Source organism: Streptomyces sp. NPDC056527, from assembly GCF_042794475.1.
Taxonomy (GTDB): Bacteria; Actinomycetota; Actinomycetes; order Streptomycetales; family Streptomycetaceae; genus Streptomyces.
Window position 1 is genome coordinate 96,475 of record NZ_JBHTTQ010000015.1, and the last position, 19,411, is coordinate 115,885.

The 19,411-nt window shown below is 73.2% G+C and carries 17 protein-coding genes; 9 read left to right on the forward strand and 8 right to left on the reverse strand.

The features are described from left to right. The first annotated feature begins 74 nt into the window (after positions 1–74). The gene (locus tag ACFQ7Q_RS11535) at positions 75–1,469 is read left to right on the forward strand and encodes a GNAT family N-acetyltransferase (RefSeq protein WP_383552600.1); all 1,395 of its coding nucleotides are present in this window, start codon (positions 75–77) and stop codon (positions 1,467–1,469) included. Here the strand turns inward: ACFQ7Q_RS11535 and ACFQ7Q_RS11540 are convergent. Further along, positions 1,396–2,601 carry a trans-sulfuration enzyme family protein gene (locus tag ACFQ7Q_RS11540; protein WP_383552603.1) on the reverse strand — a complete coding sequence of 402 codons (1,206 nt, stop codon included), beginning with the start codon at positions 2,599–2,601 and terminating at the stop codon, positions 1,396–1,398. The genes ACFQ7Q_RS11535 and ACFQ7Q_RS11540 overlap by 74 nt on opposite strands. 59 nt (positions 2,602–2,660) lie before the next feature. On the opposite strand from ACFQ7Q_RS11540, the gene ACFQ7Q_RS11545 reads away from it, so the two are divergent. The 3 genes from ACFQ7Q_RS11545 (at position 2,661) to ACFQ7Q_RS11555 (ending at position 5,490) form a co-directional block, all read left to right on the forward strand. After that, positions 2,661–3,158, forward strand: a complete 498-nt coding sequence (locus ACFQ7Q_RS11545; RefSeq protein ID WP_329123259.1) for an Lrp/AsnC family transcriptional regulator — start codon at positions 2,661–2,663, stop codon at positions 3,156–3,158. 49 nt (positions 3,159–3,207) lie between these two features. Next, positions 3,208–4,911, forward strand: a complete 1,704-nt coding sequence (locus ACFQ7Q_RS11550; RefSeq protein ID WP_383552607.1) for a DUF885 domain-containing protein — start codon at positions 3,208–3,210, stop codon at positions 4,909–4,911. Positions 4,912–5,043: 132 nt separating this feature from the next. After that, entirely contained in the window at positions 5,044–5,490 is a 447-nt protein-coding gene (locus ACFQ7Q_RS11555; RefSeq protein ID WP_383552610.1) for an Lrp/AsnC family transcriptional regulator, read from the forward strand. Here ACFQ7Q_RS11555 and ACFQ7Q_RS11560 read toward each other — a convergent pair. The 4 genes from ACFQ7Q_RS11560 to ACFQ7Q_RS11575 all read right to left on the reverse strand — a co-directional run bounded on the left by ACFQ7Q_RS11560 (position 5,480) and on the right by ACFQ7Q_RS11575 (position 12,118). Beyond that, entirely contained in the window at positions 5,480–8,782 is a 3,303-nt protein-coding gene (locus tag ACFQ7Q_RS11560) for an AAA family ATPase (RefSeq protein ID WP_383552613.1), read from the reverse strand. The genes ACFQ7Q_RS11555 and ACFQ7Q_RS11560 overlap by 11 nt on opposite strands. Further along, positions 8,779–9,951 carry an exonuclease SbcCD subunit D gene (locus tag ACFQ7Q_RS11565; RefSeq protein ID WP_383552616.1) on the reverse strand — a complete coding sequence of 391 codons (1,173 nt, stop codon included), beginning with the start codon at positions 9,949–9,951 and terminating at the stop codon, positions 8,779–8,781. Before ACFQ7Q_RS11565 ends, ACFQ7Q_RS11560 begins: the two co-directional genes overlap by 4 nt. Before the next feature lie 108 nt (positions 9,952–10,059). After that, positions 10,060–10,686 (reverse strand): YigZ family protein, encoded by a 627-nt coding sequence (locus tag ACFQ7Q_RS11570; RefSeq protein WP_383552619.1) that lies wholly within the window; start codon positions 10,684–10,686, stop codon positions 10,060–10,062. A gap of 37 nt (positions 10,687–10,723) precedes the next feature. After that, the gene (locus ACFQ7Q_RS11575; protein WP_383552622.1) at positions 10,724–12,118 is read right to left on the reverse strand and encodes a PucR family transcriptional regulator; all 1,395 of its coding nucleotides are present in this window, start codon (positions 12,116–12,118) and stop codon (positions 10,724–10,726) included. 175 nt (positions 12,119–12,293) lie between these two features. On the opposite strand from ACFQ7Q_RS11575, the gene ACFQ7Q_RS11580 reads away from it, so the two are divergent. From ACFQ7Q_RS11580 to ACFQ7Q_RS11590, 3 genes are all read left to right on the forward strand, one after another. Continuing rightward, a complete protein-coding gene (locus ACFQ7Q_RS11580; RefSeq protein ID WP_383552625.1) occupies positions 12,294–13,781 on the forward strand; it encodes a long-chain fatty acid--CoA ligase in 1,488 nt (495 codons plus the stop codon). A 35-nt stretch (positions 13,782–13,816) separates the two neighbouring features. Continuing rightward, positions 13,817–15,271 (forward strand): carboxylesterase/lipase family protein, encoded by a 1,455-nt coding sequence (locus tag ACFQ7Q_RS11585; RefSeq protein WP_383552628.1) that lies wholly within the window; start codon positions 13,817–13,819, stop codon positions 15,269–15,271. A 68-nt stretch (positions 15,272–15,339) separates the two neighbouring features. Continuing rightward, complete coding sequence (locus ACFQ7Q_RS11590; protein ID WP_383552631.1) at positions 15,340–15,762, forward strand: CoA-binding protein; 423 nt, start codon at positions 15,340–15,342, stop codon at positions 15,760–15,762. Here the strand turns inward: ACFQ7Q_RS11590 and ACFQ7Q_RS11595 are convergent. Beyond that, positions 15,755–16,312 carry a YbaK/EbsC family protein gene (locus tag ACFQ7Q_RS11595; RefSeq protein WP_383552634.1) on the reverse strand — a complete coding sequence of 186 codons (558 nt, stop codon included), beginning with the start codon at positions 16,310–16,312 and terminating at the stop codon, positions 15,755–15,757. The genes ACFQ7Q_RS11590 and ACFQ7Q_RS11595 overlap by 8 nt on opposite strands. Before the next feature lie 44 nt (positions 16,313–16,356). Continuing rightward, the gene (locus tag ACFQ7Q_RS11600) at positions 16,357–16,929 is read right to left on the reverse strand and encodes a helix-turn-helix domain-containing protein (protein ID WP_383552637.1); all 573 of its coding nucleotides are present in this window, start codon (positions 16,927–16,929) and stop codon (positions 16,357–16,359) included. A 118-nt stretch (positions 16,930–17,047) separates the two neighbouring features. Between ACFQ7Q_RS11600 and ACFQ7Q_RS11605 the strand changes: the two genes are divergently transcribed. Beyond that, entirely contained in the window at positions 17,048–17,917 is an 870-nt protein-coding gene (locus ACFQ7Q_RS11605) for an EamA family transporter (RefSeq protein ID WP_383552640.1), read from the forward strand. 57 nt (positions 17,918–17,974) lie between these two features. Here the strand turns inward: ACFQ7Q_RS11605 and ACFQ7Q_RS11610 are convergent, their stop codons facing one another. Next, positions 17,975–18,718 (reverse strand): acyltransferase, encoded by a 744-nt coding sequence (locus ACFQ7Q_RS11610; RefSeq protein ID WP_383552642.1) that lies wholly within the window; start codon positions 18,716–18,718, stop codon positions 17,975–17,977. 122 nt (positions 18,719–18,840) lie between these two features. Here ACFQ7Q_RS11610 and ACFQ7Q_RS11615 point away from each other — a divergent pair, with 122 nt between their 5' ends. Further along, positions 18,841–19,368, forward strand: coding sequence for a gamma carbonic anhydrase family protein (locus ACFQ7Q_RS11615; protein ID WP_383552645.1), 528 nt, complete (start codon positions 18,841–18,843; stop codon positions 19,366–19,368). Positions 19,369–19,411: the final 43 nt, after the last annotated feature.

Below are 19,411 nucleotides of genomic sequence, written 5' to 3' on the forward strand. Positions count from 1 at the left end.
CCTCAGATCGGCGCTTAACCCGTCAGTCACAAAGCGTTCGTGATCACGCAACACCGTTGGGTCACAGTGAAGTCATGACTGATGTGACTTCCGCGAAGAGTGCCCGCCGTCCCCACCATTGGCGGCGGGACCTCATCGAACTGGCCGCCCTGTTCACGGCCGTCGTGGTGGCCGACACCATCGCCAAGACCGTGGTCCGCGGCGCCGACGGCCCGTACATGCTGGTGTTCTCGGCGATCGCCCTGATCGCCACGGCCACCTTCCACACATGGTGGGCACGGCGTCACAGCCATGCGCCGCCGGCCGGCGATCCCGGCGGCGGGCACCCGCTGCCGCCGGACACCGGCACCGACAACCGCGAGCCCGTCGAGACGAGCCTGTGGCGGATGCGGACCACGGTCCGTGACGCCCCGGGCAGTCTCGCCGCGCTGTGCACGGCGCTGGCCCGCCACGAGGTCGACATCCTGACCCTGCAGACCCATCCGCTCGCCGAGGGCACGGTCGACGAGTTCCTGCTGCGCGCGCCGACCGCCCTGCAGGCCAACGAGCTCGCACGCGAGATCGCGGCAGCCGGCGGAAGCAGCACCTGGATCGAGCGGGCCGACGCCCACGACCTGGTGGACACCCCGACCCGGCTGCTCGGTCTCGCCACCCGTACCGCCCTCGACGCGGCGGAGCTCCCGCTCGCGCTGCGTCAGTTGCTCGGCCGGTGCACGATCCACTCGCTGCCCGCCGTCTCCCTGACAGGCCGGCCCACCGGCGAGACCGCCCCGGTCGAGGGCGTCCTCGAGGAGACGGTGATGCGGCTGCGCGACCCCAACGGCGGGGCGATCACCATCGAACGGCCCTATCTGCCGTTCACCCCCACCGAGTTCGCCCGCGCTCGCGCGCTCGTCGAACTCGACGCCCGTCTCGGCCCGCGCATCCCGCGCAGCCACGACGTCCTCACCCTGCCCGAGGGCAACGAGATCACGGTCCGCCGCGCCGACCAGAGCGATCTGGTCGCGGCGCGCGCCATGCACGACCGCTGCTCCGAGCGCACCCTTGGACTGCGCTACCACGGGCCGGTCGGCGACGCCGACCGCTATCTCGACCACCTCCTCAGCCCCCGCTTCGGCCGCACCCTCGCCGTTCAGACGGCCTCCGGCCGTCTCGTCGCCCTCGGCCATCTCATGTGGGACGGCGACGAGACGGAGGTCGCCCTGATGGTCGAGGACGACTGGCAGCGCCGGGGCATCGGCTCCGAACTGCTCGGCCGACTGGTGGCCATGGCCGTCGAGGCCGGCTGCGAGAGCGTCTACGCGGTGACGCAGTCCTCCAACACGGGCATGGTCGCCGCGATGCGGGCGCTCAACCTCCCTCTCGACTACCAGATCGAGGAGGGGACCCTCGTCATCACCGCCCGGCTCGCGGCGACTCGCACGCGGAGCCGTCTGCCGTACGAGGAGTACCAGCAGGCGGAGCGCTGAGCGCCTGGGTCAGATCCCGCCACAGGTCCTCCACGTCCTCCAGACCGACCGACATCCGGAGCAGCCGGTCACTGACGCCCGCAGAGCGCCGGTCTCCCTCGGCCACGATCCGGTGGCTGATGGAGGCCGGGTGCTGGATCAGGGTGTCGACGCTGCCGAGACTGACCGCCGGCGTGATCAGCCGTACGCCGGCGATCACGTCGTGCGGGTCTCCGTACACCTCGAAGGAGACCATCGCGCCGCCCACTCTCGGGTAGTGGACCCGGGCGATTCGCGGATCGGTGGCCAGCCGCCGGACCAGCTCCGCGGCCGTCGACGACGCCGCCCGCACCCGTACCGGCAGGGTGGAGAGCCCGCGCAGCAGCAGATAGCCGGCCAGCGGGTGCAGCACACCGCCGGTGGCGAACCGCACCTGGCGCAGCGAGCGGGCGAACTCCTCGTCGCAGGCCACGACACCGCCCATGACGTCGCCGTGTCCGCCCAGGTACTTGGTCGCGCTGTGCAGCACGATCCGCGCGCCGTCCTCGACCGGCCGCTGGAGCACCGGGGTGGCGAAGGTGTTGTCGACCAGCAGCGGCACCGAACCACAGGCGTGGGCCACGGCACGGATGTCGACCTCGGCGAGGGTCGGGTTGGCGGGGGACTCCACCATCACCAGGCCGGTGTCCGGGCGGATCGCCTCGGCGATACCCGCCGGATCGGTCCAGGTGACCTCGGTGCCGAGCAGGCCGGCGTTCAGGAGGTGGTCGCTGCAGCCGTACAGCGGCCGGACCGCCACCACGTGGCGCAGCCCGAGGCTCGCCCGGACGAGCAGCACGGCGGTGAGCGCGGCCATGCCGCTGGCGAAGGCAACGGCGGAGTCCGTTCCCTCCAGCCGGGCGAGCGCCGTTTCGAAGCGGGCGGTGGTGGGGTTGTCCAGGCGGGCGTAGACGGGCGGCCCGTCGAGCCGGGCTCCCGTGGTGGCGAACTCGTCGATCCGGGCGGCCTCGGCCCGGGTGTCGTACGAGGGGTACGTCGTGGACAGGTCGATCGGCGGGGCGTGCACACCGAGATCCGCGAGGTCTTCGCGCCCGGCATGCACGGCTTCGGTGGCCAGAGCCCTGGGGGTGGAGGCGTCGTAGTCCATGTACATGGCGGAACTGTGAACGGATACCGGAAAGTAGGGTCGAATGTCCGTGCTACGTTCGGCGAATGGCCGATTCTGTCGTACTGGACCCGGTCGATCTGCACATACTTCGCCTCCTGCAGAACGACGCCCGGACCACCTACCGCGAACTCGCCGCCGAGGTCGGCGTGGCGCCGTCCACCTGCCTGGACCGGGTGGCGCGGCTCCGCCGCACAGGAGTGATCCTGGGGCACCGGCTCCGACTGGATTCGGCCAAACTCGGCCGGGGGCTCGAAGCGCTCCTCCTTGTCCAGGTCCGCCCGCACCGGCGTGAACTGATCGGTCCGTTCGTCGAACGCATTCGCGCGCTTCCGGAGTCCCGAGCGCTGTTCCATCTGACGGGACCCGATGACTATCTCGTGCACGTGGCCGTGGCAGACCCCGCTGACCTGCAAAGACTCGTGCTCGACGAGTTCACCTCGCGCCGTGAGGTGGCCCGGGTGGAGACCCGGCTGATCTTCCAGCAGTGGGAGTGCGGGCCTCTTCTGCCGCCCTCTCCCGGCGCTCATTTGTCAGCCGACTGAGATCGAATGAGGGTGACGCGGGGACGCCGGAGGCACGAGGATGAGCCTCATGCCAACGACTTCCAGCAGCGCGCTGCCCCGCCAGGTCGCCGACACCTACGTCGACGCACTCATCGAACTCGACCCGATCACCGGTACATACCTGGGAGTCAAGGAGAGCGCGGGTCTCCTTCCCGACTTCTCGCCGTCCGGGCAGGAGGCGGTGGCCGAACTGGCCCGTCGCACCCTGGCCCTGCTCGACGAGGCCGAGAAGCAGCCCGGCGCGGAAGACGACGCCGAACGGCGCTGCGGCCGCCTGCTGCGGGAGCGGCTGACGGCCGAACTCGCCGTCCACGACGCCGATGAGGGCCTCTGTACGGTCAGCAACATCCGGTCCCCCGCCCACAGCGTGCGGATCGTGTTCACCGTGATGCCGACGGAGACCGAGGAGGACTGGGAGGCGGTGGCCCAGCGGCTGCGCGCGGTCCCGGCGGCCCTGGAGGGCCACCGCGCCTCGCTCGCGCTCGGTCTCGAGCGCAAGCTTCTGGGCGGGCCCCGGCCGACCGCGACCTTCATCGAGCAGCTGACGGAGTGGTCGGGCGGAGACGCCGAAGGCCGTGGCTGGTTCGAGGAGTTCGCCGCTCAGGCACCGGAGTCGCTGCGTCCCGAACTGCGTACGGAGCTCACCGAGGCGGCCGTGGGTGCCACCGAGTCGGTCGTGGCACTGCGGGACTGGATGCGCGAGGTGTACGCCCCCGCGGTCGCCGGCGCGCCCGACACGGTGGGCCGCGAGCGCTACCAGCGATGGTCGCGCTATTTCAACGGCACGGACCTGGACCTGGACCAGGCCTACGCGTACGGCTGGTCGGAGTACCACCGCCTCCTCGCCGAGATGCGCGTCGAGGCGGAGCGCATCCTGCCCGGCTCGGGTCCGTGGGAGGCCCTGGCGCACCTGGACGCGCACGGCACCCACATCGAGGGCGTCGAGGAGGTCAGGGTCTGGCTGCAGAACCTGATGGACGAGGCGATCGAGGCGCTTGACGGCACCCACTTCGAACTCGCCGAGCGGGTACGGAAGGTGGAGTCGCACATCGCTCCGCCCGGCGGCGCCGCGGCGCCGTACTACACCGGCCCCTCGGAGGACTTCTCCCGGCCCGGACGCACCTGGCTGCCTGTCGACGGCCAGACCCGCTTCCCGGTGTACGACCTGGTGTCGACCTGGTACCACGAGGGTGTCCCGGGCCACCACCTGCAGATCGCCCAGTGGGTGCACGTGGCCGATCAGCTCTCCCGCTACCAGGCGACGATCGGCGGGGTCAGCGCCAACGCGGAGGGCTGGGCGCTCTACGCGGAGCGGCTGATGGACGAGCTCGGCTTCCTGCCGGACGCCGAACGGCGGATCGGCTACCTGGACGGGCAGATGATGCGCGCCTGCCGCGTGATCGTCGACATCGGCATGCACCTGCGGCTGGAGATCCCGGCGGACTCGCCCTTCCACCCGGGCGAGCGGTGGACGCCCGAGCTGGCGGAGGAGTTCTTCCAGCAGCACTCCAGCCGGCCGCCGGCCTTCGTCGCGAGCGAGATGACCCGCTATCTGTCGATGCCGGGCCAGGCGATCGGTTACAAGCTGGGCGAGCGGGCCTGGCTGCTGGGCCGCGCCAACGCACAGGCGGCGCACGGCGACGCGTTCGACGCGAAGGCCTGGCACATGGCGGCGCTGTCCCAGGGCCCCCTGGGCCTCGACGACCTCGTGGACGAGATCTCGCGCCTCTGACCGCTCCGGTCACGAGTCAGGAGGATCGTCGGGCGGTGGGCCGGGGGGAATCCGGCCCGTTGCCCGTTTCGTACGGTGAGAATCCCCGGGCGTTCCTTGATCGCCCGGGGATTCCCCTGCTACATGTCGTTCATGAGCGGATATTCAGCGGACGCCACCGACTGGCGCATCCTCGAGGCCCTGCAGACCGAGGGCAGGGCCAGCTTCGCCGAGCTGGCGCGGGCCGTGTCCATGTCCGCGTCCGCGGTGACCGAGCGGGTGCGCAGGCTGGAGGAGGCCGGCGTGATCGCCGGGTACACGGCGGTGGTGGACCAGGAGCGGCTCGGGCTGCCGATCCTGGCCTTCGTCCGTCTGCGCTACCCCAACGGCAACTACAAGCCCTTCCACGATCTCGTCGGGACCACCCCCGAGATCCTGGAGGCACACCATGTGACCGGCGACGACTGCTTCGTGATCAAGGTCGCGGCCCGGTCCATGAGGCACCTGGAGGAGGTCTCCGGGAAGATCGCCACGCTCGGCTCGGTGACGACGAACGTCGTCTACTCCTCACCTCTCCCCCGGCGCCCGATCAGCCGCTGAGGCCGCCTCCCGTACGGAGCTTCACGGCCGAGCCGTTGCGCTCCTTGACCACCTCCAGCTGGGCCGGGATGCGGCGGCGCAGATCGGCGACGTGGCTGACGATGCCGACGCTGCGGTCCCGTTCGCGCAGGGAGTCGAGGACGTCGAGCACCTCGTCGAGGGTCTGGTCGTCCAGGCTGCCGAAGCCCTCGTCGATGAAGAGGGTGTCGAGCCGGACGCCGCCGGCCTCGTCGGTGACGACGTCGGCGAGGCCGAGCGCGAGCGCCAGGGAGGCGAAGAAGGTCTCGCCGCCGGAGAGGGTGGAGGTGTCCCTCTCGTTGCCCGTCCAGGCGTCGACCACATGGAGGCCAAGTCCCGCGCGTTTGCCGCCGGTGCGGGCGTCGGAGTGGACCAGGGTGTAGCGGCCGGACGACATGCGCTGGAGGCGGGCGGTGGCGGCGGCCGCGACCTGCTCGAGCCGGGCGGCCAGCACGTACGACTCCAGGCGCATCCTCCGTTCGTTCTCGGCCGAGGTGCCGGCGGTGAGTCCGGCGAGCCGCGCGACGCGTTCGTACTCCTCGCGGAGCGGTCCGAGCCGGCGGACCTCGGTGTCGGCCTGGCGGGAGAGCCGGGCCAGCTCGGTGCACCGGTCGCGTACGCCCGCGAGGGCCGACGTGGCGTCCCGCAGGGCACGTTCGGCCGAGGTGTGCGCGGCCTCGGCGCTCGCCGGGTCGGCGGGCGGACGGTCGGCGGCGGCCCTCGTCTCGGGCTCGGCGAGCCGGTCGGCGACGGCGGCGGCCTCCGCCTGCCAGGTGTCGAGCCGCTGCTGGAGAGCGCGGCGCTCCCCGTCCTCCAGGATCGCGCCGGCCGCCTGGGCGGGGGTGTCGAAACCGGCGCGGAACGCGGCGTCGGCGAGCCGGTCGTCGGCCTCCTTGAGCCGCTGGGAGGCGAGGCCCGCGGCACGGACGGTCTCGGCCGCGTCGATGAGGATGGCGATCTTCTGCTCCAGTCGCGAGGCGTGCTCGGCGACGCTCCCGGACTCGCCGCGGCCCCTGGCCAGTTCGGCGTCCAGGACGGTCTGCTCGCGGTCGAGCGCCTCACGCTGCGAGGTCCGCCCGGCCACCCGCCGCTCGGCGTCCCGCTGCGCGCCGACCCGGCTCTCGTGCTCCCGCTCGGCCCGCGCGAGCGCCTCGCGCGCCCCGTGCGTCTGGGCGGCAAGCGCATGCGCCTCGGCGTGCTGTCCCGTCAACTCCTCGACCTGGTGGGCCAGTTCGACGACGGTCGGCTCGTCCACGAGCTCCGCGGGCACCGGCCCTCGGGCCACGGGAGCGGCGCTCTCGCGGGCGCCGCGGGCCGCGCGGCCCGCGGCGGCGAACTCACCCTGTGTCGCGCCGCCCTGGCGATCGGCCGCCGTCTCGCTCGGCCCCTGACCGACGGAGGCGGACAGGGGCGACGGCTCGTCGTCGGCGGGCGGGCGGCCCGGCCCCAGGGTTGCGCGGGCGCGTCCCGTCGGGGCCTCCGTGTCCGGCTCGTCGTCGGCGGGCGCGGCGGACGGCGTGCGGCCCTGCGTCGGGATCACGGGAGCGGGGCCCGTCAGGACCTCCGCGCGGGCCGCGGACCAGGATTCGCGGGTGACCGCGAGCTCGCGTTCGGCCGTGGTCCTGGTCTCCTCCGCGCCCGTGAAGGCGGCGTAGGCAGCGTCCTCCGCGGTGCGGTCGACGTGGTCGGCGCCGGTGCGGGCGGGGGCCGGGTGGTCGGCCGAGCCGCACACCTGGCAGGGCGCGCCGGGCGTCAGAGCGGCGGCCAGTTCGGCCGCGATGCCTTGCAGACGCCGGGACTTGACGTCGAGCCAGGCCTCGTGGGCCGCGTTGCGGCCCTCGCGGGCGGCCGTCAGCCGGGCCTCGGCGACGTTCGTCCGCTCCGCGAGGTCGTCTCGGCGGCGGGCCGCCGAGAGCCTGCGGCGGGCGGGTTCGAGGCGGCCCGCGAGGTGCTCCGCGCGGGCGGCGGCATCCTGGGCCGACTCGATGTGTGCCGACAGCTCCGCCCGCCGCGTCTCCCAGCCGGCGAGCCAGCCGCCCGCCTCCTGGAGGATCTCCTCGTCGGCGCGGGCCTGGCGCTCCAGCACCGCTCGTTCCTGGGTGATCTCGGTGCTGCGCCGCTCGGCCCGCCGTGCGGACTCGAGACCGCCGAGCTCCTCGCGCAGCCGTCGCTCCAGGGCGGACAGCTGCTCCGCGCCCGCGTCGGCCAGGTCGGCGGGCAGCCTGCCGCGGCTCTGCTCGCGGGCGGCGCCCGCCGTCGTGTGCTCGCGCTCCGCGTCGGCCCGCAGGCCGAGGGCGGGCGCCACGCGGTCGGCCTTGCGGGCGCGCTCGAGTGCCGTCTCCCACAGGTCCCGCTCGGGCCGGCGTTCCTCCAGCTCCCGCTGCCGTCGCCGCGCCTCGGCGTGCCGCGCCTGACGGGCCGCCAGGTCCCGTTCCGTGTCGCGCGCGTGGCGGGCGGCCGTCTGGCGCGACTCGGCCGCCGAAACGGCGGAGTCGGCGATGTCGAGCGCCTCGCGCGCCTCGGACCGGGCCACGGCCGCCCGGGTCTGGACGGCCTCGGCGAGTCCGGGCTCGCCGGGCCGCTCCTCGACCACGGCCTCGCCCGTCTCCTGCGCCATCCGGTGGGAAAGCGCGAGCAGCCGCTCGTCCCCCTCCCGTACCTGCTGCTCGGCGGCGCGCCGCAGTTCGGCGAGGCGCTCCTCGACGGCCGCGAACCGGCGGGTGTCGAAGAGCCGCCCGAGCAGCTTGCCGCGGGCCTCGGCGTCGGCGCGCAGGAAGCGCGCGAAGTCGCCCTGCGGAAGGAGGACGACCTGGCAGAACTGCTCGCGGCTCATGCCGACGAGCTGGGTGATCTCCTCGCCGATCTCCTGGTGGGAGCGGCTGAGCCCGGTCCACTCCGCCGTGCCGGCGTCGTACTCCCGCAGCCAGCTCTGCGCCTTCTCGGTGGTGAAGCCGCCGCCGCGCTTCTTGGGGCGCGGCTGGGCCGGGCGCCGGGTGATCTCCAACCGCCGCTCCCCCACGGTCAGTTCGAGTGCGACCTCGGTGTACGTGCCGGTCGGGGCGTGGTCGCTGCGGAGCGAGGCTCCGGGGGACTGTCGCGCGCCGGGCACCGCCCCGTACAGGGCGTAGCAGACGGCGTCGAGGACGGAGGTCTTGCCCGCGCCGGTCGGTCCGTGGAGCAGGAAGAGCCCCGCGGAGGACAGGGCGTCGAAGTCGATCTCCTGGGTGGTGCCGAAGGGCCCGAAGGCGGTGACGGCGAGGCGGTGCAGTCTCACCGGGCGCCCACCTCGCGCTCCGCCGCGTCCACCCGTACGTCGTCGAACGCGCCGTACAGCACGGTCCGTTCGGCGCCGTCCGGTCCCGCGCCGCCGCGCACATGGGCCACGAAGTCCTCCGCGATCTGCTGGTCGCTGCGGTCGCGCAGCCGCTGTGCGTACGAGGCGGAGGGGTCGCCCTCGGTGCGCTCGGGCTCGAAGACCAGGTTCAGGGTGTGCGGGAAGCGTTCGGTGAGCCGGGCCATGGGCTCGGCGGGCCGTACGGGGTCCGTGAGGGTCGCCTCGACCCAGGACCGCTCGTGCCGTACGAGGGCGGGGTCGGCCAGCAGGTCGTCCAGGTGTCCCCTGATCCGGGCGAGGGGGCGGGGCACCGGGCAGTCGACCCGCTCGGCGGCCTCGATCCCGCCCTCCGGTCCGAGGTCGATCAGCCACATGGTCTTGCGGTGGTCGGCCTCGGAGAAGGAGTACGCGAGCGGTGAGCCGGAGTAGCGCACGCGCGGGGTGACGGTCTGGCTGCCGTGCAGATGGCCGAGGGCCACGTAGTCGACGCCGTCGAAGACCCCGGCGGGGACGGCGGCGACACCGCCGACGGTGATGTCCCGTTCGCTGTCGCTCGGTTCGCCGCCCGCGACGAAGGCATGGGCGAGGACCACGGAGCGGGTGGAGGCCGGCCGCCGGGCGAGGTCCGCGCGGACGCGGTCCATGGCGGCGCCGAGGACCGCCTCGTGCCCGGCCCTGGCGGCGCCGAACTGCTCGCGGACCAGGGCCGGTTCCAGGTAGGGCAGGCCGTACAGGGCCACGTCTCCGTGGGCGTCGGTGAGCACGACGGGCGTGCCGACGCCGGCCGGATCCGTCCGCAGATGGATTCCGGCGCGCTCGATGAGTCCGGCGCCGACCCCGAGGCGGCGCGCGGAGTCGTGGTTCCCGGAGATCATGACGGTCGGCACTCCGGCCTCGGCGAGCCGGTGCAGCGCGGTGTCGAAGAGCTCGACGGCGGAGAGCGGCGGCACGGCCCGGTCGTAGACATCCCCGGCGACGAGAACCGCGTCCACGTCGCGCTCGCGCACCGTGGCCACCAGGTGGTCGAGGAACGCGCGCTGGGCGTCGAGCAGGCCGACTCGGTGGAACGACCGTCCCAGGTGCCAGTCCGACGTATGCAGGAATCTCATGATCCAGGAGCGTATCGGTGGGGTCGGACATCGGCCGGGGCTTCGGGAATCCCGGGGACGTCGGCCGTCACCGGGGCAGCGGACGGGTGCCCGCGGGGCGGAACGCGCTCAGGCATCGCCGTACGCCTCGCCGCCGAGCTCCAGCGTGGCGGTGCCGGCCGTCGCGTCCGCGAGCCAGGCCCGGAACTCCGCCACGTCCGCGTCCGGCAGACCGATCTCGATCGTGACGCCCTCGGCGTAGGCCACCTCACGGACCGCACGCCCCGTCGCCCGCAGATCGTTCTCGAGCTTGCCCGCGCGCTGGTGGTCGACGGTGACGGTGGCGAGGCGGAAGCGCTGCCGGGTGATCGTGCCGAGCGCGTCCAGGGCCTCGCCGACCACGCCGCCGTACGCCCTGATCAGGCCGCCCGCGCCGAGCTTCACCCCGCCGTAGTAGCGGGTCACGACGGCGGCGACGTACCGCACCTCACGCCGCATGAGCATCTGGAGCATCGGCACGCCCGCCGTGCCGCCGGGTTCACCGTCGTCGCTCGCCTTCTGGACGGCCGCGTCGGCACCGACGACATATGCGAAGCAGTTGTGCGTGGCGGTCGGGTGCTCCTTGCGGATGCGCGCGACGAACTCCTGCGCCTCCTGCTCGGTCGCCACGGGTGCCAGCGCACAGATGAAGCGCGAACGGTTGATCTCGGTCTCGTGCACACCCTCGCGGGCGAGGGTGCGGTACTGCTCCTGCATCCCGCCACCCTATGCGCCCGTGACCGCGCTCCCGCCCTCAGTCCCCCGGCGCCCGCTCGGGCTCGGCGCCGATGTCGCCGAAGTCACCGAGCTCGCCGGCGTCGGGCTGCTCGCCGAGGCCGGCCAGGGGCAGCGCCCGGAGGGCCAGGGACCAGCCGAGGCGGGTGTCCCCCGACTCGCTGGAACGGCCGGTGAGCTCGGAGATACGGCTGATGCGGTTGAGGACCGTGTTGCGGTGGCAGTAGAGCTGCTCGGCGGCCCGCGCGGCCGAGCAGCCGTTGTCCAGCCAGACCCGGAGGGTCTCGAGGAGGGCGGCGCGTTCGCCGCCGGTGGCCAGGACCGGTCCGAGATGGACGGTGACGATCCGATCGGCGATGTCTCCCCGGCCGCTGAGCAGCACCTCTGCGAGCCGGTCGTCGAACGCCGCCGCCTCGCCGCTGCCCGCGGGAAGGGTACGGAGGGTCTCCTCGGCCAGTCGGAGGGCCCGGCCGGCCCGCGCGAGCCGGTCGAACTCCGGGGAGATCCCGGCGGTCGCGCCCGTACGGTGCCGGAGCAGATCGAGCAGGGTGCCGGTGGCGTCCGCGCCGCGCGGCAGCCGGACGATGCCGGCGTAGCGGCCGCCGCGGGGGCGCCAGAAGGACCACATGCCATGGGCTTCGAGCACGGGTGCCGGGTGGGGCGGGGCGGCCGGGTCCTGGGCGGCCACCACGACGACGTACCGGTCCTGCTGCGGCACCCCGAGCGCCGCGGAGGCGGCCGCCGCGACGGCCGGGTCGTCCGCGCGCCCGTCGAGGAGGGCCTCGAAGAGGGCGACCCGCCGGGTGTCCTGGCGGCTCTGCATCTCCAGCTGGGTGAGGCGGTACGCGTCGGACATGACGACCGAGTAGCGGTCGATGGTCTCCCAGACCGCGCCCGCGACGTCGAGCTCGGTGTCGCGGCTGTCGGAGTCCCGGCTCGGCCTGGTCCGCAGATGCTCGGCCATCACCTGCCACAGGATGCGGCCGCCCCTGCGGTACGCCCGCAGAACGGTGTCGAGCGGCACGTTCTGCTCGGCCCGGCGGCGACCGGTCGCGCGGGCCGCGTCGTCGAAGTCGCCGCCGGTGGGGGCCAGCCCGCCGAAGTCCTCCAGGGCGCGCAGCAGGTTGTCGCGGACGAACCTCCACAGCTCCTCGCGCGTGACGGGGGTTCCGGAGGCGTACGTACCGCTGTGGGCGCGGATGTCGTCGACGGCCCGGTCGGTGAGGCGGTCGATGTCGCCGATCAGCCCGGTGGCGAGGGTACGGCGCAGCGCGCCGGTGGCGGAGCCGACGGGGGCGTGCGCGCCCGAGGAGCCACGCCCCGTCGAGCCGGACGGCGTCGAGCCGCGCGCCGCGTCTCCGGGCGTCGTGGAGCGGGGCGTCCTGCCGGGAGGCGTCGGGGGGCCGTACGTCATGGCCGCACCGTAACGCCGGAATTTGGCGAATGCCACGCCCCGGACGGCCGCAGGGGGCCACTGCCCAGCCCTGTCGGCCACATGGTGGGCAGATGCACATGGTGCGGGACCGGCGCGGCGACGGATTCTGTCTCGTGTCAAGCGATTGTCAACGCCGTGTTTCCCGGAGCGTGTCATGTCACTGAGCGTCGCCAACGTCCTGGGCGAGTCCGCCCGCCACTTCCCGGACCGGATCGCGGTGGTGGAGGGCGCGGCCCGGCTGACGTACGGGGAGCTGTGGGGCGAGGCGCTCCGCTGCGCCGCCGGGCTGCGCGCCGCGGGGGTGAAGCCGGGCGACCGGATCGCCGTCCTCCTGCCGAACACCACGGAGTTCCTGCGGGTGTACTACGGCGCGCTGGCGGCGGGCGCGACCGTCGTGCCCGTGCATGCGCTGCTGGTGGCCGAGGAGGTCCAGTACGTCCTGGAGCACAGCAAGGCGGTCGCGATCGTCAGCGGGGGCCCGCTGTGGCCGGTGGCCGAGGAGGCGGCGCGGGCCGCCGGGGTGCGCGCACTGCGCGGCGCCCCTTCGGCGGCGGAGCCGCTGCGGGCCGCCGAGCCGGCCGAGCCCTCCGACACGGCCGTGATCCTCTACACGAGCGGGACGACGGGCCGGCCCAAGGGCGCCCGGCTCACGCACCTCAACATCGTGCTGAACGCCTCCGTGACCTCGCAGGACCTGCTGGGTCTCGGCGCGGAGGACGTGGTGCTCGGCTGTCTGCCGCTGTTCCACAGCTACGGGCAGACCTGCGCCATGAACGGGACGCTGCGGGCCGGGGCCACGCTGGTCCTGATGCCCCGGTTCAGCGGGCCCGCCGCGCTGGACCTGCTGGCCGGCGAGGGGGTCACCGTCTTCATGGGCGTTCCGACGATGTACCACGCCCTGGTGGAGGCGGCCGCTGTGTCGGGCTCCAGGCCGGTGGAGCTGCGCGCCGCGGTCTCGGGCGGCGCGGCGCTCCCGGTGGCCGTGCTGGAACGGTTCGAGGAGACGTTCTCGACCCAGGTCCTGGAGGGGTACGGCCTCACCGAGACCTCGCCGGTCGCCACCTTCAACCAGCCGCACATCGGGCGGCGTCCCGGGACGGTCGGGCATCCCGTCTGGGGTGTCGAGATAGGGATCGCGGACGCGGCCGTGGACCACGAGGTCCGGTTGCTCGCGGACGGCGAGATCGGCGAGGTGGTGGTGCGCGGGCACAACGTCTTCGCGGGGTATCTCGACGACCCGGAGGCGACGGCGGCGGCGGTCGTCGACGGCTGGTTCCGCACGGGCGACCTCGGGGTCCGTGACGAGGACGGGTTCCTGAGCATCGTGGACCGCAAGAAGGACCTCGTGATCCGGGGCGGCTTCAACATCTATCCGCGTGAGGTCGAGGAGGTCCTGGTCCGCCACCCGGCCGTCTCCGAGGTCGCGGTGATCGGCGTCCCCGACGACGCTAAGGGTGAAGAGGTCTGCGCGGTGGTCGTGCGGCGCGCCGGCGCCGGCGAGGTCACGGCCGAGGAGCTCGTCGCATGGTCGAAGGAGCGTCTCGGTCGTCACAAGTACCCGCGCGTGGTCCGGTTCGTCGACGAGCTCCCGCTCGGACCGACGGGCAAGGTCCTGAAGCGGGCGCTGGTGTCCGCGGTCTGAGCACGGCGCGCCGCGCCGAGGAGGGGGCTGAACCGATGTCCGACGTTCCCGGTCCGCTGGTGACCACGTGTGACGGTGTCCTGCGGGGCTCCCTGGAAAGGGGTGTGGCCTCGTTCCTCGGTGTCCCGTACGCCAAGGCCCCGGTGGGTCCGCTGCGCTTCCGGGCGCCCGAGGCCGTCGAGCCCTGGGACGGTGTGCGCGAGGCGGTCGCCTTCGGGGCGACGGCGCCCAAGCGCCCGTACCCCGCGCCCCTGGACGCGCTGCTCCCGGATCCCGAGGTCGAGGGCGAGGACTGTCTCAACCTCAACGTCTGGGCTCCCTGGGAGGACGGGACCGGAAGCCGGGCGGTCATGGTCTGGATCCACGGCGGTTCGCTCGTCCACGGCTCGTCGTCCGTCCCCGTCTACGACGGGGCGGCGTTCGCCCGGGACGGTGTCGTGCTCGTCTCGCTCAACTACCGGCTCGGCATCGAGGGGTTCGGGGTGTTCCCGGACGCCCCGGCCAATCTCGGGCTGCGTGACCAGCTGGCCGCGCTGACCTGGGTACGGGACAACATCGCCGCCTTCGGTGGCGACCCGGAGCGGGTGACGGTCTTCGGCGAGTCGGCGGGGGCGATCTCGATCGCCGCTCTGCTCGCCTCCCCGCTCGCCAAGGGTCTGTTCCGGCGCGCCGTGCTCCAGAGCGGGGCGCCGACCGCGCTGCCGCTCGAACGGGCCCGCCGGACGACGCGGGCCGTCGCCTCGCACCTGGGCGTCGAGGCGACGGCGCGTGCGCTGTCCGCCGTACCCCGTGAACGGCTCCTCGACGCGCAGACCGCGGTGACGGGGAAGGGCTCGCCGCTGACCGGTGGGCACTCCTTCCAGATCGCCGTCGACGGCGAGGTGCTCCCCCGCGACCCGGCCGAGGCACTGCGCGACGGAGCGTCGGCGGACGTCGACCTCCTCATGGGGACCAACACCGAGGAGTACCGCCTCTGGTTCGTGCCCAGCCGTCTGACCGTGCGGCTGAGCCGCCTCGCGCTGCGGGTGGCGTTGTGGAAGGCCGAGGTGCCGGCGCGGACCACGCGCGCGTACCGGGCGAACCGGCCCGGGGAGACGCCGGGCGAGCTGCTGGGCGCGCTCGCGACGGACAAGCTGCTGCGTGTGCCGCTGAACCGAGTCGCGGACGCCCGGACGGCGGGTCCCGGCTCGACCTTCGTGTACGAGTTCGGCTGGCGTTCCCCGGTCATGGGTCTCGGTGCCTGTCACGCCCTGGAGATCGCCTTCGTCTTCGACACCCTGGACCGGCCCGAAGCGACGGCTCTGACCGGCCCGGACGCGCCGAGGGAGCTGGCGGCGGCGATGCACGGGGCCTGGGCGCGGTTCGCGGCGACCGGCGACGCGGGGTGGCGCCCCTGGGACCCGTCCCGGCCGGTGATGACCTTCGGCCCCGGCGCCCCGGCGCTGGTCGAGTCCCCTCGCGAGGACGAACGCCGGGCCTGGGACACCTGAGCGCTCCGGCGGGAATCACGGGGGCCCGTGACTCGTTCTGGACAGCGACGAGCCACGGGAGGCAGCAGATGAGCGTCGAGACCGCGACCACCGAGTCGGACACCGTACGGAAGATCCTGACCGCGACGGGCGACACCTGGGCGGTCGTGGGCCTGTCCTCGAACCAGGCGCGCGCGGCGTACGGCGTGGCCGCGGTGCTGCAGCGCTTCGGCAAGCGGATCGTGCCCGTCCACCCGAAGGCCGAGACGGTGCACGGCGAGCGGGGCTACGCCTCGCTCGCCGACATCCCGTTCCCGGTCGACGTGGTGGACGTGTTCGTCAACAGCGAGCACGCGGGACAGATCGCGGACGAGGCGGCCGCCATCGGCGCCAAGGCCGTGTGGTTCCAGCTGGGCGTGATCGACGAGGCGGCGTACGACCGGACCCGCGAGGCTGGCCTCGACATGGTCATGGACCGCTGCCCCGCGATCGAGATCCCGCGCCTCAGCTGACGCCGAGGCCCTCCAGGACGACGGCGCCGGGGAGTTGGGCGAAGGCCTTGCCCGGCACGATGAGCTTGCCGCGCCGTCGTCCGCTGCCGATGAGGACCCATTCGGTGTCGACGACGGCGGCGTCGACGAGGACCGGCCAGTCGGCGGGGAGTCCGATCGGGGTGATGCCGCCGTACTCCATGCCGCTCTCGCCGGTCGCGGTCTCCATCGCCGCGAACCGCGCCTTGCGCGAGCCCAGGTGCTTACGGACGACTCCGTTGACGTCGACGCGGGTGGCCGAGCGCACCACGCAGGCGGCCAGGGTGGTCTCCTCGCCGCGCTTCCCGGCGACGATCACGCAGTTCGCGGACTGGTCGAGCAGCTGCGGCCCGTGGTGCTCGACGAAGACGGCCGTGTCGGCGATCTCCGGGTCGGTGTCCACGTACAGCAGCTGGTCGGCCGGGACGGCGCCCCGCCAGGCGCGGACGGCGGCGGCGACGGGCTCCGTGAGCAGGTCGAGGCACTCGGGGGCGGGAACGGCGTTGTCGAAGTCTCCGATGGGTGCGCGCATGGGCATCACGCTAACAAGCCGCCGGTTCCCCGGGTTCGGTCGTCTCAGCGTGCGGGCGGGATGGAGACGGCCATGGTCATCTCGGCCTTCTCCGTGCCGTCGTTGCGGTAGGCGTGCGGCACGTTGGCCTCGAAGACGGCGGAGGTGCCGGCCGGGATCCGGTGCTCCTCGCCCTCGACGACGAGGGTGAGTTCGCCCTCCGTGACGTGGAGCAGTTCGGTGGTGCCGTCGGGGTGCGGGTCGGAGGCGCTGCCGTCGCCGGGCATCAGCGTCCAGGACCAGAGCTCCAGCGGGCCGCGCGCCTCGGTGCCGACGAGGAGCTTGGTGTGGCTGCCCGTGGACGTGGACCACATGCGGACGGCCTGCTCGGGCGGGACGAGGCGGACGTGCGGGCCCTGCTCGTAGTCGAGGAGGGTCGTGATCGAGATACCGAGCGCGTCCGCCAGCTTCACCGTGGTGCCGACGCTGGGGTTGGTGCGGGCCTGCTCGATCTGGATGATCATGCCGCGGCTGACCCCGGCGCGTGCGGCGAGGGCGTCCAGCGTGAAACCGCGCTCATTGCGCCACCGCTTCAGATTCCGCGCGAGCGACTGCGTGAGCTGATCGAGGTCCGACACATTCCGTCCAATATTTTGGATGACAGAGTTCAACAGACTGAACTACCGTGTGGTCTATCGCGGTGTACTCAGCTGTACACCGCACTGTACTGCGAGACCACCACCCTGCGAGGATTCCATGACCGCGCTGTTCGCCCTGGCCACCGCCCTGCTCTGGGGCCTGGCCGATTTCGGCGGCGGCTTGCTGACCCGGCGCATGCCCGCCCTGACGGTCGTCGTCGCCTCGCAGACCATCGCGGTCGTGGTTCTCGGCGCCATCGTGATCGCCACCGGCGCGTGGAGCGAGACCGGCCCCGAGCTCTGGTACGCGGTCGCCGCGGGTGTGGTCGGCCCGGTGGCCATGCTCTCGTTCTACAAGGCCCTGGCGCTCGGTCCGATGGGCGTGGTCTCCCCGCTCGGCTCGCTCGGCGTCGTCGTGCCCGTGTCGGTGGGCCTGCTCATCGGCGACCGGCCGGGACTGCTCCAGTTCGCCGGGATCGGCGTGGCGGTCGTGGGCATCGTCCTGGCCGGCGGACCGGAGCTGCGCGGCGCTCCCGTGCAGCGGCAGGCGGTGCTTCTCACCCTGGTGGCGGCCTTCGGTTTCGGCTCGGTGATGGCCCTGATCGCGGAGGCGTCCACGACCCTCACCGGCCTCTTCCTCGCACTGTTCGTCCAGCGGGTCACCAACGTGGTGGTGGGCGGCGGTGCGCTCTACGTCTCGGTGAAGCGGGGCGGCCGGGCGCTGCCCGAGGGCGGCGAGGGGATGAAGGTCGTCCGGGCGGCCTTGCCGGCGCTCGCCTTCGTCGGCCTCGCGGACGTCGCCGCCAACGGCACGTACTCGATCGCGGCGCAGAACGGTCCGGTCACCGTCGCCGCCGTCCTGGCCAACCTCTACCCGGTGGTGACGGCGCTGGCCGCGCGCGGGGTGCTCAAGGAACGGCTGCGGGCCGTACAGGCGGCGGGTGCGGGCCTCGCCCTGGTCGGCACGGTGCTGCTCGCGACCGGCTGACGAGGGGACCTCCGCCGGGCGCCCGGACCGGTCGAGCAGCCTCTCGGCCGCGCGGCCTCAGCCCTCCGCGAGGTCCCATGCCGCCAGCGCGGCGAGCTGCTCGTGCGTCACGCCCTCCGGGATCGGCACCGGCGCCGGCGTCCGCAGCGGCGGCTGCCAGCCCAGCTCCGGGTCCCAGCTGCGCACGACCTTGGCCGGCGCGCCGGCCACCACCGCGTGGTCCGGGACCTCGCCCCGTACGACCGCGCCCGCCGCGACCACCACGTTCCTGCCGAGCTTGGCACCCGGCAGGATCACCGCGCCCGTGCCCAGCCAGCAGCCCGGCCCGATCTCGACCGGCTCGGAGCGCGGCCACTGCCTGCCGACCGGCTCGTCCGGATCGTCGTAGCTGTGGTTGGTCGAGGTGATGTAGACGTACGGACCGCAGTACGTGTCCGAGCCGATCGTCACCGTCGTGTCCGCGATGACATGGCTGCCGCGTCCCAGGACGACACCGTTCCCCAGGGTGAGGACCGTGTCCGGGCCGAGGTCGAGCCCCGGCAACATGCCGGCGGTCAGCGTGACCTGCTCGGCGATGATGCAGCACTCGCCGATCTCGATCCACTGCTCGCCGAAGACGGTGCCCTGCGGGAAGGCGAGTCGGGTGCCCGCGCCGAGCCGGCGGAAGCGCAGCCGCCCGGGGCTCTCGGCGGTCACGGAACCGGCCTGTTGCACCCAGCGCCATCCGCCCTGCACGGCACGGGCGAGGACCCGGCGCCGCCAGGCGGCGAGAGAGGAGAACGTGTTTCTGTTCCTGGGCACCCGGACACGGTAGTCCTCGCCGTCGTACCTGATCACGGGGGTGCCCTGTGATGTCCGTCATGAGGCGGGGGCTAGATTGCCCCGCAGGGCGTGACGCAACGACGAAGGATCAGGAGCGAACGATGACAGAGGCGTTGATCAAGGGCGTGGGCGGCAAGGAGCCGCAGGTCGATCCGACCGCCTTCACCGCGCCGACCTCCGTCGTGCTCGGCGAGGTCACGCTCGGCGCCCGAGCGAGCGTCTGGTACCACGCGGTGCTCCGGGCGGACTGCGGGCCGGTCGTCGTCGGCGAGGACTCCAACATCCAGGACAACTGCACGGTCCATGTCGATCCCGGCTTCCCGGTCACGATCGGCGACCGCGTGACGGTCGGCCACAACGCGACCGTCCACGGCTGCACGATCGAGGACGACGTCCTGGTCGGCATGGGCGCCACGATCCTGAACGGCGCCCGCATCGGCGCCGGTTCGCTCGTCGCCGCACAGGCGCTCGTCCCCCAGGGGATGGAGATCCCGCCGGGTTCGCTGGTCGCGGGCGTCCCGGCGAAGGTCCGGCGCCCGCTGACGGAGGAGGAGCAGGCCGGTATCCGCCTCAACGCGGAGATGTACCTGCACCTGGCCAAGGGCCACGCCGAGGCTTTCCAGGACTGAGAGCGCCGGACACGGCGAAGGGCGCGGCACCCGCTTCGGGTGC

Bases quoted from the DNA above. Each gene is read 5' to 3' on its own strand.
- ACFQ7Q_RS11595 (WP_383552634.1), bottom strand. From the start codon at position 16,312: ATGCGCGCACCCATCGGAGACTTCGACAACGCCGTTCCCGCCCCCGAG.
- ACFQ7Q_RS11540 (WP_383552603.1), bottom strand. From the start codon at position 2,601: ATGTACATGGACTACGACGCCTCCACCCCCAGGGCTCTGGCCACCGAA.
- ACFQ7Q_RS11570 (WP_383552619.1), bottom strand. From the start codon at position 10,686: ATGCAGGAGCAGTACCGCACCCTCGCCCGCGAGGGTGTGCACGAGACC.
- ACFQ7Q_RS11585 (WP_383552628.1), top strand. From the start codon at position 13,817: ATGTCCGACGTTCCCGGTCCGCTGGTGACCACGTGTGACGGTGTCCTG.
- ACFQ7Q_RS11605 (WP_383552640.1), top strand. From the start codon at position 17,048: ATGACCGCGCTGTTCGCCCTGGCCACCGCCCTGCTCTGGGGCCTGGCC.
- ACFQ7Q_RS11565 (WP_383552616.1), bottom strand. From the start codon at position 9,951: ATGAGATTCCTGCATACGTCGGACTGGCACCTGGGACGGTCGTTCCAC.
- ACFQ7Q_RS11555 (WP_383552610.1), top strand. From the start codon at position 5,044: ATGAGCGGATATTCAGCGGACGCCACCGACTGGCGCATCCTCGAGGCC.
- ACFQ7Q_RS11580 (WP_383552625.1), top strand. From the start codon at position 12,294: ATGTCACTGAGCGTCGCCAACGTCCTGGGCGAGTCCGCCCGCCACTTC.
- ACFQ7Q_RS11535 (WP_383552600.1), top strand. From the start codon at position 75: ATGACTGATGTGACTTCCGCGAAGAGTGCCCGCCGTCCCCACCATTGG.
- ACFQ7Q_RS11615 (WP_383552645.1), top strand. From the start codon at position 18,841: ATGACAGAGGCGTTGATCAAGGGCGTGGGCGGCAAGGAGCCGCAGGTC.
- ACFQ7Q_RS11575 (WP_383552622.1), bottom strand. From the start codon at position 12,118: ATGACGTACGGCCCCCCGACGCCTCCCGGCAGGACGCCCCGCTCCACG.
- ACFQ7Q_RS11545 (WP_329123259.1), top strand. From the start codon at position 2,661: ATGGCCGATTCTGTCGTACTGGACCCGGTCGATCTGCACATACTTCGC.
- ACFQ7Q_RS11550 (WP_383552607.1), top strand. From the start codon at position 3,208: ATGCCAACGACTTCCAGCAGCGCGCTGCCCCGCCAGGTCGCCGACACC.
- ACFQ7Q_RS11590 (WP_383552631.1), top strand. From the start codon at position 15,340: ATGAGCGTCGAGACCGCGACCACCGAGTCGGACACCGTACGGAAGATC.